The sequence below is a fragment of the Pantoea sp. SGAir0418 genome, from assembly GCF_043529865.1.
In genome coordinates, this window is record NZ_CP027911.1 from 2,480,094 (window position 1) to 2,492,074 (window position 11,981).

Annotated in this window: 14 protein-coding genes; all 14 read right to left on the reverse strand. The window is 63.5% G+C overall.

Annotated features, from left to right (window positions below; translation table 11 throughout):
- Positions 1–85 precede the first annotated feature (85 nt).
- The 14 genes from C1N84_RS11520 to C1N84_RS11585 are packed head-to-tail and all read right to left on the reverse strand — an operon-like array spanning position 86 to position 11,981.
- The gene (locus tag C1N84_RS11520; protein WP_058759684.1) at positions 86–1,318 is read right to left on the reverse strand and encodes a beta-ketoacyl-ACP synthase; all 1,233 of its coding nucleotides are present in this window, start codon (positions 1,316–1,318) and stop codon (positions 86–88) included.
- Positions 1,318–2,049, reverse strand: coding sequence for a 3-ketoacyl-ACP reductase FabG2 (locus C1N84_RS11525; RefSeq protein ID WP_264441406.1), 732 nt, complete (start codon positions 2,047–2,049; stop codon positions 1,318–1,320). Before C1N84_RS11525 ends, C1N84_RS11520 begins: the two co-directional genes overlap by 1 nt.
- A complete protein-coding gene (locus C1N84_RS11530) occupies positions 2,049–2,522 on the reverse strand; it encodes an ApeP family dehydratase (RefSeq protein ID WP_021506454.1) in 474 nt (157 codons plus the stop codon). The genes C1N84_RS11525 and C1N84_RS11530 overlap by 1 nt, the downstream gene beginning before the upstream one ends.
- Complete coding sequence (locus C1N84_RS11535) at positions 2,515–3,672, reverse strand: beta-ketoacyl-[acyl-carrier-protein] synthase family protein (RefSeq protein WP_264441407.1); 1,158 nt, start codon at positions 3,670–3,672, stop codon at positions 2,515–2,517. The genes C1N84_RS11530 and C1N84_RS11535 overlap by 8 nt, the downstream gene beginning before the upstream one ends.
- Complete coding sequence (locus C1N84_RS11540) at positions 3,669–4,244, reverse strand: DUF3261 domain-containing protein (protein ID WP_031279295.1); 576 nt, start codon at positions 4,242–4,244, stop codon at positions 3,669–3,671. Before C1N84_RS11540 ends, C1N84_RS11535 begins: the two co-directional genes overlap by 4 nt.
- A complete protein-coding gene (locus C1N84_RS11545) occupies positions 4,241–6,562 on the reverse strand; it encodes an MMPL family transporter (protein WP_264441409.1) in 2,322 nt (773 codons plus the stop codon). The genes C1N84_RS11540 and C1N84_RS11545 overlap by 4 nt, the downstream gene beginning before the upstream one ends.
- Positions 6,528–7,139 carry an outer membrane lipoprotein carrier protein LolA gene (locus C1N84_RS11550; RefSeq protein ID WP_211725907.1) on the reverse strand — a complete coding sequence of 204 codons (612 nt, stop codon included), beginning with the start codon at positions 7,137–7,139 and terminating at the stop codon, positions 6,528–6,530. The genes C1N84_RS11545 and C1N84_RS11550 overlap by 35 nt, the downstream gene beginning before the upstream one ends.
- On the reverse strand, positions 7,136–7,552 hold the full coding sequence (locus C1N84_RS11555) for an acyl-CoA thioesterase (RefSeq protein WP_021508257.1): 417 nt from the start codon (positions 7,550–7,552) through the stop codon (positions 7,136–7,138). Before C1N84_RS11555 ends, C1N84_RS11550 begins: the two co-directional genes overlap by 4 nt.
- Entirely contained in the window at positions 7,545–9,182 is a 1,638-nt protein-coding gene (locus C1N84_RS11560) for a glycosyltransferase family 2 protein (protein ID WP_394541848.1), read from the reverse strand. Before C1N84_RS11560 ends, C1N84_RS11555 begins: the two co-directional genes overlap by 8 nt.
- A gap of 50 nt (positions 9,183–9,232) precedes the next feature.
- A complete protein-coding gene (locus C1N84_RS11565; RefSeq protein WP_058780771.1) occupies positions 9,233–9,580 on the reverse strand; it encodes an ApeI family dehydratase in 348 nt (115 codons plus the stop codon).
- Positions 9,567–10,895, reverse strand: a complete 1,329-nt coding sequence (locus C1N84_RS11570; RefSeq protein ID WP_264441412.1) for an AMP-binding protein — start codon at positions 10,893–10,895, stop codon at positions 9,567–9,569. Before C1N84_RS11570 ends, C1N84_RS11565 begins: the two co-directional genes overlap by 14 nt.
- Positions 10,892–11,452 (reverse strand): COG4648 family protein, encoded by a 561-nt coding sequence (locus tag C1N84_RS11575; RefSeq protein ID WP_021508261.1) that lies wholly within the window; start codon positions 11,450–11,452, stop codon positions 10,892–10,894. The genes C1N84_RS11570 and C1N84_RS11575 overlap by 4 nt, the downstream gene beginning before the upstream one ends.
- A gap of 8 nt (positions 11,453–11,460) precedes the next feature.
- A complete protein-coding gene (locus tag C1N84_RS11580; protein WP_021508262.1) occupies positions 11,461–11,712 on the reverse strand; it encodes an acyl carrier protein in 252 nt (83 codons plus the stop codon).
- A gap of 11 nt (positions 11,713–11,723) precedes the next feature.
- A complete protein-coding gene (locus C1N84_RS11585; protein ID WP_021508263.1) occupies positions 11,724–11,981 on the reverse strand; it encodes a phosphopantetheine-binding protein in 258 nt (85 codons plus the stop codon).

An 11,981-nucleotide genomic window follows, 5' to 3' on the forward strand; every position in this document is an offset into this window, starting at 1 on the left:
AATCCGGCGGTGTATCACCGCCAGAGGCATCATCGGGGAGGAAGATTCCCGCCGGGCGACGGGAATGAGGGGTAAACGGAGAGACTCAGGCGTCGCGCCAGCGTTTAAACACCAGCGAGGTGTTGATACCGCCAAAAGCAAAGTTGTTTGACTGGACGTAATCGGTCTGAAGCTGCCGGGGCGCGCCAGTGATGTAATCCAGCTCACCGCATTCGGCGGCGGGCTGCGTCAGATTCAGCGTGGGCGCAAACCAGCCCTCACGCATCATCTCAATACTCATCCACGCTTCAAGCGCGCCGCAGGCGCCCAGCGTGTGACCGAAGTAGCTTTTAAGCGAAGAGATGGGCGTACGATTGCCAAAAATCGCTGCCGTCGCCTGGCTTTCGGCAATATCGCCGCGATCGGTGGCGGTACCGTGTGCGTTAATGTAACCAATCTGCGCTGCCGTCACCCCTGCACTGTCCAGCGCGCGCTGAATACAAATCTGCATGGTTTCACGCTGCGGCTGAGTGATATGGGCCGCGTCACAGTTAGTGTGAAAACCGACCAGCTCCGCATAGATGGTCGCGCCGCGCGCCTGCGCATGTGCCAGCGATTCCAGAATTAGCGTGCCCGCCCCTTCGCCAATCACCAGACCATCGCGCTGTTGATCGAACGGTGCCGGCGAGGTGTGCGGCGCGTCGTTACGCTGGCTGGTGGCAAACAGCGTATCGAACACGGCGGCTTCCGAGGGGCACAGCTCCTCTGCCCCGCCCGCGACCATCACGGTCTGATAGCCATGGCGAATGGCTTCCCACGCGTAGCCAATCGCCTGGCTGCCGGAAGTGCAGGCGCTGGACGTGGGGATCACGCGACCGCGCAGACCAAAAAACAGTCCGGCGTTGACTGCCGTGGTGTGCGGCATCATCTGCACATAGGTGGTGCCGGTGATGTTGTTGGTGTGCTTTTCCGTCAGCATGGTGGCGAACTCGCTCACCGGACCGGTGCTGCCGGTCGAAGACCCATAGGCGATGCCGGTTTCACCACTGGTCAGCACCGGATGGTCAATCAGGCCGGCCTGCTCCAGCGCCAGCTCGGTGGCACGCGTCGCCAGCAGTGAGACGCGGCCCATGGCGCGGATGCGTTTACGCGTGTAGTGCGGCGGCAGCGTGAAGTCATCGATCGGCGCGCCCAGCAGCGTGTGCAGGCCATCATAGACTTGCCACTCCGGCATTTTACGTACCGCATTCTGGCCCTGTTTAATGCGCTGCGCCACCGCGCTCCAGCTCTCACCGAAAGCGGTGACGCCGCCCATACCGGTAACCACTACCCGCTGCATCACAACATCCCTCCGTTGATGGAAATCACCTGACGCGTAACGTAGCCAGCGATATCCGACATCAGATAGCTGGCCAGGCCAGCGACTTCTTCTGCCGCGCCCATACGTTTCATCGGAATGATTTTCAGCGCTTCGTCGATTACCTGTGGCTCAAGATCGGTCATGCCGGTATCGATCAAACCTGGCGCGATACAGTTAACGGTGATTTTGCGTTTCGCCAGTTCAATCGCCAGCGCTTTGGTGGCGCCGATGATACCGGCCTTGGCCGCGCTGTAGTTGACCTGCCCGCGGTTGCCCATCATACCGGATACGGAAGAGAGGGTAATGATGCGTCCGCCCTGCCGCAGGCCGATCATCGGCATGACGCAGGGATGAATCACGTTGTAGAAGCTGTCGAGGTTGGTGTGGATCACGCTGTCCCATTCGTCTTCGGTGAGCGCCGGAAAAGCACCGTCGCGGGTGATGCCCGCATTGCTGATCACACCATAATAAGCCCCGTGCGCGGCGATATCCTGCTCCAGCGCGTTACGCGTGGCTTCCCGCTGTGCCACGTCAAACTGCAGCGTGCGGCCGCGGCCGCCTGCGGCAACGATCTGCGCCAGCGTCTGCTGCGCACCGGCGGCGTCGCGGTGGTAATGCACCACAATATCAAATCCGTCGGCGGCCAGACGTAAAGCCATGGCACGGCCAATACCTTTACTGGCCCCGGTTACTAATACGCTGCGGGTCATCACTCGGTTCCTTGTTGCGCTAATCGGGTTAATTCGTCGTCGTCGGGCTGGTAGGTGTTCAGTCGTCCGCTGGCCAGCAGGCTGGTGCCGCAGCGGATCTCGCCCTCAAAACTGCCCAGCTTGTCATCGCGCATCAGCAGGTGCATCTCAATCTGCAACGCACTGTGTGCCGCGAAGGTGGACGCACTGGCGCGATAGCCGCGCCCGCCCAGCAGCATGCCGGGGCGGATGTCACTGGCACCGCGCTGGCGGGCATGAAAACCGGACCAGACGCCCACGGTCTGCGCCATAATCTCGACGCCAAACCACGCCGGCAGCTCGCCCTGCGGCGTGAGAAACGGTGCCAGCACGCCGTGCGGGCTCACCGTGACTGCACAGACAACACTGTCTGGCGTGACATCAAGCACGCGCTCAAGCAGCAGCAGCGGCGCACGGTGCGGCAGGTAATCGCCCACCGGCAAAAAATCATTCATGCGAAGATCCTACAATCAGGCAGGTATTGTTCCCGCCAAAGGCAAATGAGTTGGAGGCAATCACCGGGCGCGCCAGCGACTGTGTCACCGTCAGCAGTCCACAGGGCGGCAGCGTACTATCCTGCGTCGCGTGCGAAAAATCCTGCGGCGGTAGCGACAACTGTTGCTGGATAATCAGGGCCGCCAGCGCCGCTTCGGTGGCGCCTGCTGCGCCCAGCGTATGGCCGGTGAGGTGCTTAGTGGAACTGCACGGCACGGCGTCACCGAACAGACGGTGAATCACCGCCGCTTCAACCTGATCGTTCAGCGGCGTGGCGGTACCGTGCAGATTAATATAGCCCACCTCGTGCGGCTGCAAACCGGCCTGCTGCAGCGCCATGCGCATGGCGGCTTCCGCGCCCACGCCCTGCGGATGCGGCGCTGACATGTGCCAGGCATCTGACGATTCACCGCAACCCAGCAGCGCCAGCGGCTGCGGCTCGCGCGTCAGCAGCAGCAGCGCCGCCGCTTCGCCAATCGAAATACCGTCGCGTCCGGCGCTGAACGGTGCGCAGTGATGTTCCGACAGCGAATCGAGGCTGGCAAAGCCGTTAATCGGCATGCGGCTGAGCGAGTCCGCACCGCCCACCAGCGCTACGTCGGCCAGACCGGCAGCAATCAGCCGCGCCCCGCTAATGATGGCGCGCGCGCTGGAGGAGCAGGCAGTAGAAATCGTGTACGCCGGGCCATCCAGCTGCAGATAGTGCGCCAGAAAGCGCGACGGATCGCCCAGTTCCTGCATCCGGTAGTCATAACCGGCATGGCCGCCGTCCGTCTGCCGATCGCCCTCATCCACGCCGGAAGTACTGGTGCCCAGCACGATGGCCACGCGGGCGCGACCATAGCGCGTAATCGCCTCATCCAGCGCTGGCTGGCACTGCTGCAGCGCCGCCAGCAGCAATCGATTGTTGCGCGTATCATGCGCCGCCAGTTCAGCCGGTACCGGCGGCAGCGCGCCCGGCACTTCACCCAGCCAGCAGCGCTTGCCCTGCGCTAACCAGCCGTCACGCGGCTGCATGCCGGGCGCTGTGCCCTGCTGTAGCTGGGCGGCAATCTGCGCCAGGCTGCTGCCCAGCGCATTGACCATGCCAAAAGCCGACAGGTAAATCATGAGGAGGCGTCCAGATGCTGGATGTGAATCTGATAGCCAAAGGCGCGCTGATCGACGCTGATCGGCTCACGCTGCGCACCGCGCTGCAGATAATGAATCTGGCTGATCAGCTGGCCGGAGGCATCGCGCAATTCGCGCCGGTCGCCCACATCGCGCAGCGTCCAGCCGGACGGCAATTGCGGCTGCCACGCGCTGACCGGCCAGTAGCTCAGCATAATATCGGCCAGCACCTGGCTGGCTGGCGGCAGGTCGGGCAGCGCCATCATCTGCTGGGTATGAATCCCCTGTTGATCGTAAGTGACGCGGAATAGCCGGATGCCAAGCGACGACAGCCCGGCCAGCGAGATCTGCTGCGCATCCGCGCTGAGCAGCACCAGCAATGACTGGGTTTTGCCCTTCACGCGGCCGGTCAGCAACTGCTGCTGCTGAAAGCCGGGTGAGATGCCCGGTGCCGGCAGCGTGACGCGCACGCCGGGTTTGAGCCAGGCCGTGGGCCGGCTGGACTCGTCATGGTGAGACGCACATCCGCTCAGCAGCAGGCTGAGCGCCAGCAGTAACGCACCCATTCTCATCGTGGTTTCCTTTTTCCGCCCGCCAGCGCCAGCGGCGCCAGTAAAAATGCACAAAAAATTCCGCTGCACAGCACGGTACCAAAGCTGCTGATGGCGCTGGTGCTGCTGAATACCAGCATGCCCAGCGTCAGCAGCGTGGTCATCATCGCCAGCGTTACCGCCAGCATCGACGTCAGCGGCGTGCCGCGCGGATTACTGAAAAACAGCGTGTAATTGATGCCAATGCCCAGCACCAGAATCAGCGCCAGCAGCGCAAACAGATTCAGACTGGCCCCCAGCCAGCCGAGCGTGGCCAGCGCGGCCGCCAGCGACAGCCATGACGGCAGCGCGCTGCGCAGCCCGGCTTTGAGGCCAAGGCGCAGGGTGTAGCTGACGGTGATCAGTAGCAGCGCCAGCGCCAGCAGGCCGCTTAGCAGCGTGCGCCAGAAGCCAAACAGCTCATCGTAACGGGCTTTGCGGTCGACCCAGCTCACGCCTGCCTGCCCTGTCGCCAGCTTTTGCAGCGCGGCACTGTTCTGCACGCCGCTCACCGGGACCAGCACGCTGCTGCGTCCGTCAGGCAGCGACAGCCACAGCAGCCGCCAGCCTTCACTCAGCGGACTCGCCAGCCACGCCTGCACGCTGACCGGCATCGGCTGCAGACTGGCCTGCGCCGGATTAATCCCGGCCTGTTGCAGACGCGCCATGATAGTTGGGGCCGCCTGCTGTAACAGCGCGACATCCTGCTGCTGCTGTTCAAGCGTGCTGAGCGGCAGCAGGCGATAGCTCGCCAGCCAGCCCTGCTGCTGCGCGCGCTGCAGTTCGGGCGCCAGCGCATTAAGCCGCTGCAACACCTGCTGCTCGTTATCACCCCAGACGACAAACCAGGTTTGATCGGCCTGCTGCCCGGTGAGCTGCGCCAGCTGGCGATCCTGCGCCAGCAGCTGCGCCGGCGCGCTCTGCAGATGAGCAATATTATCGTCGACGCGCAGCTGTAAGATGCCGCTCAGCGCGTAAAGGGCTACCAGCAGCGGTAACCCGACGCGCAGCCCGCGCTGGCGGCGCCACGCGGCCAGCCAGCGCGCCAGCCACACCATCGCCGGCACCGGTCGCACCGGCAGGCCGCGCACCAGCCACGGATAGAAACAGATCACCGTCAGGCACGAGGCGCTCAGGCCGCTGGCGGCAAATACCGCCAGCTGGCGCAGCCCGGGAAACGGTGCCAGCAGCATCAGCAGCCAGGCGATCGCCGTGGTGCCCAGCGCCAGCAGCAGCGTACCGCGCACTTTATGCAGACTCTGCCACGGTGTGGCGTGCTCGCCGTGCACCATGCGTTCCGTCAGGTAGTACAGCGTATAATCGGCCGAGATGCCGACAATACTGAGACTCATCACCAGCGTGGTGAGATGCAGCTCACCAAAAAACAGCAGCGTGAATACGGTGCCGGCCATCGCCCCGATGGCTACCGACAGCGCGCTCAGCGCCAGCGGCCGCAGTGATCGAAACACCAGCCACACCAGCAGCAGTAAACCGCCCAGCGTCACACTGCCCAGCGTGGCAACATCATGCTGCGCGCGCTGGCTGGCATCGTCGCTGAACAGCACCGTGCCGCGCGTCAGCAGCTGCGCCTGCGGCCAGCGCTGTCTCAACTGCTGCTCAAGCTGATGCAGCGCGCTGACCAGCTGATGGCTCTGCGCCATGCTGAAGGCGTTATGTACCAGTTCGCCGTGCAGAAAATACCAGCGGCGCTGCTGCGCATCGCTGACCGTCAGCCAGCCGTTGTGCAGCACCATTTTGCTGGCGTTCTGCTGCAGCGCCAGCTGCGCGCCACGCACCAGCAGCAGCGGGTCACCGGCAAGCTCTTTGCTGCTCACCCCGGCAAACGCCGAAAACAGCTGCGCCAGAATCCAGTCGGCCTGCGCGCCGCCGCCGTGCTGCAGTCGCGCACGCGTCAGCGGATCGATCAGCCCGTTGCGATGCTGATAAGCAAAGCTTCCCCAGCGCTGCAGCTGATCATCATCCAGCGCGCCGCTGACCTCACTGAGCATCGGCAGTGCCCGGAGCTGCGCCTGCCACCACGCAGCGGCGGCTTCACCGTCCGCACCGGGCGCACTCACCAGCCACACCAGCTGGCGGTCGAGCCGCTGCATAAACCCCTGCTGAATCTCTGCCGGCGCCTGGCCAAGATTCTGCTGCGGCAGCAGAGCCAGCACGCTGCTGTTAATGTGGCTGCGCGGCAGTAACCAGGCCAGCGCCAGCATCAGCAGCAGACAGACGGCCAGCCAGGCGCGCGCGGCAAAAATTTCACTGCGCTGCGGCAAAACGGGCTCGCTCTTCATCAGTCAGTTGGCCGGGCTGCGTACGGGTATCGCTCAGAGTGATTTCCGTTTTATCGCCCTGGCGGTCATCCAGCGTAATGCGGTTGAGATACGCCGCGCCCTGCAGATCGATGCGGTTGAAGATCTTATTCAGCGGTGCCGCTTTCGGCGTCAGGCTCAGCTGCCAGCCGTCGCCACCGTCATCGTGGAAATCGAGCACAAAATTCTCGCGCAGTACCTGCTCATCCGCCTGGAACAGCGCGCGCAGCAGATGGTTAAACTGGAACATTTGCGGATTGCTGTCAGCGGTGATCACCTGTGGCGGCTGGCCGCTCATGCTTTGCACCATACGGTGATCATCCAGAATCAGCGTCATCGGGAACGGTGTCGCCTGGTGCCACCACAGCCCCTGCTGCTGAGCAATCAACAGCTGGCCGCGCGACACCAGCGGCTGCGCCATGCCGGCGATGCTGCGCACCTGAACAAAGCTGGCACGAATCACCGGCTGGCTGGCAAAGCGCTGCTGTAGCTGTTCCAGCGTCACCGCGCTGGCGCTGGCGCTGAGCAGCGTCAACAGCAGGCAGAACAGACGAATCATGATGACACCCCCAAACGCTGCAGCAGAATATCCGGCGAGACAAAGCACATCTCCTGCGTGCTGGCGCTGACCGCCACCTGCAGCGTGTGCGCTTTGGTGGTCACCTGCCCGGCAGCGTTACGGATGACATAATCGATGCGCAGCCGGTTTTCATATTCGCTGATGCTGGCTTCAACACGAATGGCCTCTTCACAGCGCAGCGGCAGGCGGTATTTAACCCGGGTATCGACCACCGGCCAAACGTAGCCGCTGGCGCTCATCTCTGCATAGCTGTAGTTGATACTGCGCAGCAGCGCTTCACGCGCCACTTCAAAGTAGCGGAAATAGTTGCCGTGCCACACCACGCCCATCGGATCGCAGTCATGAAACGAGACCACCCGTTCAATCTCCGCGCGCCAGCTTGCGTCACGCATCGCGTTGCTCCTCTTCGGGCAGAGCCCAGAAATCGTAAAAGTTAAACCAGTCCAGCGGTGCCAGCAGGGCATGATGCTGCAGGCGCGCAGCGTAGCGATCGACCGCCGCCTGCAGCGCCTGCTGTCGCCCATTGCGCGGCAGCGGTAAAGGATCGGCAAAGGCCTCGCAGTGCACGCGCAGTTTGCCCTGCTGGCGCAGCGCGAACATCAGCAGCACCGGACAGCGCAGCGCCGCCGCCAGCACAAAGGGTCCCTGCGGGAACGGTGCCGGTTGGCCCATAAATTCACTCCACACCACGCGCCGTTCGCCGCCGCGCTGACGCTGCACGGCGGTGCGGTCGCCAACAATGGCCACCCACTCACCGGCATCCAGCTTTTGCTGCAGTAAAATTGCGGTGTCCGGGCCGATATCACTGACCGGCAGCAGATTGACGCCCGCCTGCGGCGCAATGCTCTCCAGCACTGCGCGGAAGCGCTGGGCGTTGTCGGTGAATACCAGCGCGTTGATCACCAGACCGCTGACCTGCTTCGCCATCGCCCGGCAGGCTTCGATATCGCCCAGATGCGAGGCGAGAATCAGCTGACCTTTGCCTTCAGCGGCGCGAATCACCGCTTCCGCACCGGGCGCGAAGTCGATATCGCGTCCCCATTGCAGGTCACCGCGCCAGCTGGCGACTTTATCCAGCATGCTGTTGCCAAAACGCAGGAAGTGGCGATAGCTGCTGAGCGGCTGCGGCAGCGCAATCTGCTGTTGATGCGCCACGGCCTGTACGCGCGTCAGCCACTGCTGCGACGCCGCCCGCGCCGCGCGACCGCTGAGCCAGTACACCGCCACCACCGGCCACAGCAGCAGAATAAACGGCAGGCGGCCAGCACGCTGGTACAGCCACAGCATAAAGCGCAGCCCCCACTGGCCGCGGCGCTCTGGCGTCGCTGCCCAGTGCGCCTGCTGACGCCGGCGGGATAGCAGCTGCGGGATGCGTGGCAGCATGCCAAAGAACAGACGGGTGTGCATCCACGAGATACGCAGGTTGTCGTGCAGCGCGTCAAAGTGTGAGACGCCGCTCGGCGGATAGGTCACGCGCGTGCGGATAAACCGGCTCGGCGTGCCCTGCCAGTAGAGGCGCACCATGATCTCAGTGTCAAAATCCATGCGCTGGCCAATAGGGCGGCGATCGCACAGCTCAAGCGAGGCTGCCAGCGGATAGACGCGGAAACCGCACATGCTGTCTTTCAGCGAGAACGACAGCGTTTCCACCCATACCCAGAAATGGGTGATGTAGCGTCCATAGAGCCGGGATTTCGGGATTGAGGCATCGTACTGCGGCTGGCCGGAGATCAGGCAGTGCGGATAGCGTTCGGCCTCTGCCAGCATGCGCGGTGTGTCCTCCACCTGATGCTGTCCGTCGGCGTCCAGCTGCAGCGCATGACTAAAGCCCGCAGCCGCAGCGGCGCGCAGTCCGGCAATCACCGCCGCTCCCTTACCCTGGTTGTGCGGCAGCGTCAGCACCTGGAGCTGCGGCGCATCCAGCGCAGCGATGTGCTGTTTGGTCCGGGCATCGCTGCCGTCGTCGACCACGATCACCGGCAGGTTGAACGGGGCCAGCCGCGCCAGCACCGACGCCAGCATGGCACCGTGGTTGTAGCAGGGAATCAGCACGCAGGGCGCAAAAGAGGCACTCAGCACAGGCGAATCTTCCCGCTGCTGGCGACCTCAGCCTGCGCACCGCGCAGCAGCGCGTAGCGAAAACTCAGCAGCGACTTCTCCGGCAGCCACTGCAACTGCAGCTCCAGCTGCGCATCCGGCGGCACCGGCTGCTGGAATTTGATATTTTCAATTGAGGCAAAGCTCTTACCCGGCGCCAGGCGCGTCAGGCCGTAGTGCAGTACCCAGTCAAGCTGCGCCACTCCCGGCAGAATCGGCAGCGTCGGGAAGTGACCGCGAAACCACAGCAGGTCGGCAGCCGCCAGCAGGCGCAGGGTGAGCGTGTCGTCCTGCTGTTGCGCGTCTAATTCAACCGGTAACATCAAACAATTCCTCTATCTGCGGCCATGCGCGCTTGCTCTGCGCGGTGACCGGAATCGCCGTCACCACCCGCCAGTAGCGCGGCATGGCGACCGGCTCCAGCCAGGGTTGCAGCGCGCGTTTCCATTGTTGTTTACGCTGGTGCAGCGTGGCGGCGTCTGGCAGCTGCGGCAGCGCCAGCACCACCGCGATGGCATGGCGGCCGTGACGCTGAATCGCCAGCGCGGCGGCATCTTCCACACCAGGCAGCGCCAGCAGGCGACGCTCTACTTCGCTCAGCGACACGCGCTTGTCTTCAATCTTCACCACCCGATCCTGGCGCCCTGCCAGCTGAAACCGGCCCGACGGCTGCTGCACGATGCGATCGTCCAGCGCACAGCCCGCGCGGCTTTCCAGCAGATCGGAGAAGACCTGCCAGCGCTGCGGTGAGATCTCGTGCAGCGAGACGTGGGGAAAACACTGCCACAGCGCAGCGTCATCGCTGGCCCGGCGCCACGCGATCACCCCGGTTTCGGTACTGCCATAAATTTCATCCACTGCGCAGTCCAGCGTTTGCTGCGCGCGTTGCGCATCCGCGCCCGGCAGCGCGCCGCCCGCGGAGACAATCAGTGCACAGGGCGGCGCTACCAGCGCCGTGTCCAGCCGGCGCAAAAACGCCGGACTGCTGATAAAGGCGTAGCGGCGATCGGCACGCTGATCCGCCAGTTGCTCACCATAAAAAATTTGCTGCGCGGCGAACGGCAGGCCGAGCGCCATCGGCAGAATAATGCGAAAACTCAGGCCATACAGATGCTGATGGCTTACTGAGGCAATGACGTGACACCCCTGCAGACGCGCGCCCCACAGGTCGGCCAGCCACTGGGCTTCGAGATCCATGGCGCGCAGTGATTTGACCACGCGACGCGGCGTTCCGGTTGAGCCGGAGGTGAACAGCACCAGACTCGCCTGCGCCGCCATCTCTGGCAGCGCGCCCTGCGCCAGCGCACCGTCCCAGCGTAGCTGTGGCAGGGTGACCGCCAGCGGCATATCGCTGATCACGCCATCAAGACTGTCGTGCATCTCTTCCAGCTGCGCTGCGCGGCAGTGGCCGGGGATGACCGGCGTTTTGCCGGCGTACCAGCTCGCCAGCAGCGCCACGGTAAAGTGGTAACTGTTGTCAAAGCACAGCGCCCAGCGTGCGCCAGGCTGCGCCTGTAGCTGATGGGTTAAGCCCAGCACCTGCTGCCGCATCTGCGCCAGCGTATGCTGCTGTTGCCCCTGCCAGGCGACGAGACGATCGGCGCCGTGCAGCCAGTCGCGAATCGCCACGGCCTTCATGCGTGTTTCCTCATGCGCTGACGCAGCAGCCATTCGCCGCCCATCAGCGCGCCCATCAGCACATAGCTGATGCACCCGTTCCAGAGTGTCCATAGCCGGATATGACTCAGCAGGCAGGTAGTCAGGGCCACGCTGCCGTTGAAAATAAAAAACCCGCACCACACCTGCGTCACGCGTCGGGTATAACGGACGGCACGCGGCGGCAGCTGAGGTTCACGCAAGCGCGCCAGGCGCTCTACCAGCGGCATCGGGCTGAACAGCGACGCGGCGAACAGCAGAAGCAACAGGCCATTCACCACCACCGGATACCACAGCAGCAGATGCTGCGCCCGCAACACGATACTGGCGAGAGACAGCAGGCAGCCGATCAGCGCCAGCAGCAGCAGCGTGCGGTTCAGCGCGCCCTGTGCCTGACGCAGACTCCAGATGCGCGCCGCAAATACCAGCGCCAGCAGCACCAGCACGCCGCGCCACTGCGGGTGAGTCAGCGCCAGCCATACCAGCAATGGCCAGGCGATCAGCGCCAGCGCGTTCAGCAGCTGCAACAGCCTGTGCATGGCGTTTATCAGGCCTGGTCACGCATCAGCTGGTCGACGGCGTCAACCACGTCCTGTACGGTGCGCACCGCGCGGAAGGCTTCTGGCTTGATCTTACGCCCGGTGCGTTTTTGCAGATGCACCACCATGTCAACCGCATCAATACTGTCGAGTTCGAGATCTTCATACAGGCGAGCGTCCGGGCGAATCTCGTCCGGATCAATTTCGAACAGCGTAGTCAGCAGCGTCGCCACTTCCTGGTAAATATCTTGTTTATTCATGTCGACGGTTCTCAGGCTTGCTGTTGTTCAACAAAAGCGGCCAGTGTGGCCACGGAAAAAAAGTGCGCCCGCAGCGTTTCGCTCTCGGCGGAGAGCTGCACGCCGAAGCGGTTTTTTACCGCCAGTCCCAGCTCCAGCGCATCGATCGAGTCGAGCCCCAGCCCTTCGCCAAACAGCGGTGCATCGCTATCGATATCATCCGGACTGATATCTTCCAGATTCAGCGTGTCGATAATCATGGTTTTAATGTCGTCAATCAGTGCTTGCAT

Coding starts and splice junctions, on each gene's coding strand:
- C1N84_RS11530 (WP_021506454.1), bottom strand. CDS start 2,522: ATGAATGATTTTTTGCCGGTGGGCGATTACCTGCCGCACCGTGCGCCG.
- C1N84_RS11555 (WP_021508257.1), bottom strand. CDS start 7,552: ATGCGTGACGCAAGCTGGCGCGCGGAGATTGAACGGGTGGTCTCGTTT.
- C1N84_RS11580 (WP_021508262.1), bottom strand. CDS start 11,712: ATGAATAAACAAGATATTTACCAGGAAGTGGCGACGCTGCTGACTACG.
- C1N84_RS11520 (WP_058759684.1), bottom strand. CDS start 1,318: ATGCAGCGGGTAGTGGTTACCGGTATGGGCGGCGTCACCGCTTTCGGT.
- C1N84_RS11575 (WP_021508261.1), bottom strand. CDS start 11,452: ATGCACAGGCTGTTGCAGCTGCTGAACGCGCTGGCGCTGATCGCCTGG.
- C1N84_RS11550 (WP_211725907.1), bottom strand. CDS start 7,139: ATGATTCGTCTGTTCTGCCTGCTGTTGACGCTGCTCAGCGCCAGCGCC.
- C1N84_RS11585 (WP_021508263.1), bottom strand. CDS start 11,981: ATGCAAGCACTGATTGACGACATTAAAACCATGATTATCGACACGCTG.
- C1N84_RS11570 (WP_264441412.1), bottom strand. CDS start 10,895: ATGAAGGCCGTGGCGATTCGCGACTGGCTGCACGGCGCCGATCGTCTC.
- C1N84_RS11535 (WP_264441407.1), bottom strand. CDS start 3,672: ATGATTTACCTGTCGGCTTTTGGCATGGTCAATGCGCTGGGCAGCAGC.
- C1N84_RS11525 (WP_264441406.1), bottom strand. CDS start 2,049: ATGACCCGCAGCGTATTAGTAACCGGGGCCAGTAAAGGTATTGGCCGT.
- C1N84_RS11565 (WP_058780771.1), bottom strand. CDS start 9,580: ATGTTACCGGTTGAATTAGACGCGCAACAGCAGGACGACACGCTCACC.
- C1N84_RS11560 (WP_394541848.1), bottom strand. CDS start 9,182: ATGCTGGCGTCGGTGCTGGCGCGGCTGGCCCCGTTCAACCTGCCGGTG.
- C1N84_RS11545 (WP_264441409.1), bottom strand. CDS start 6,562: ATGAAGAGCGAGCCCGTTTTGCCGCAGCGCAGTGAAATTTTTGCCGCG.
- C1N84_RS11540 (WP_031279295.1), bottom strand. CDS start 4,244: ATGAGAATGGGTGCGTTACTGCTGGCGCTCAGCCTGCTGCTGAGCGGA.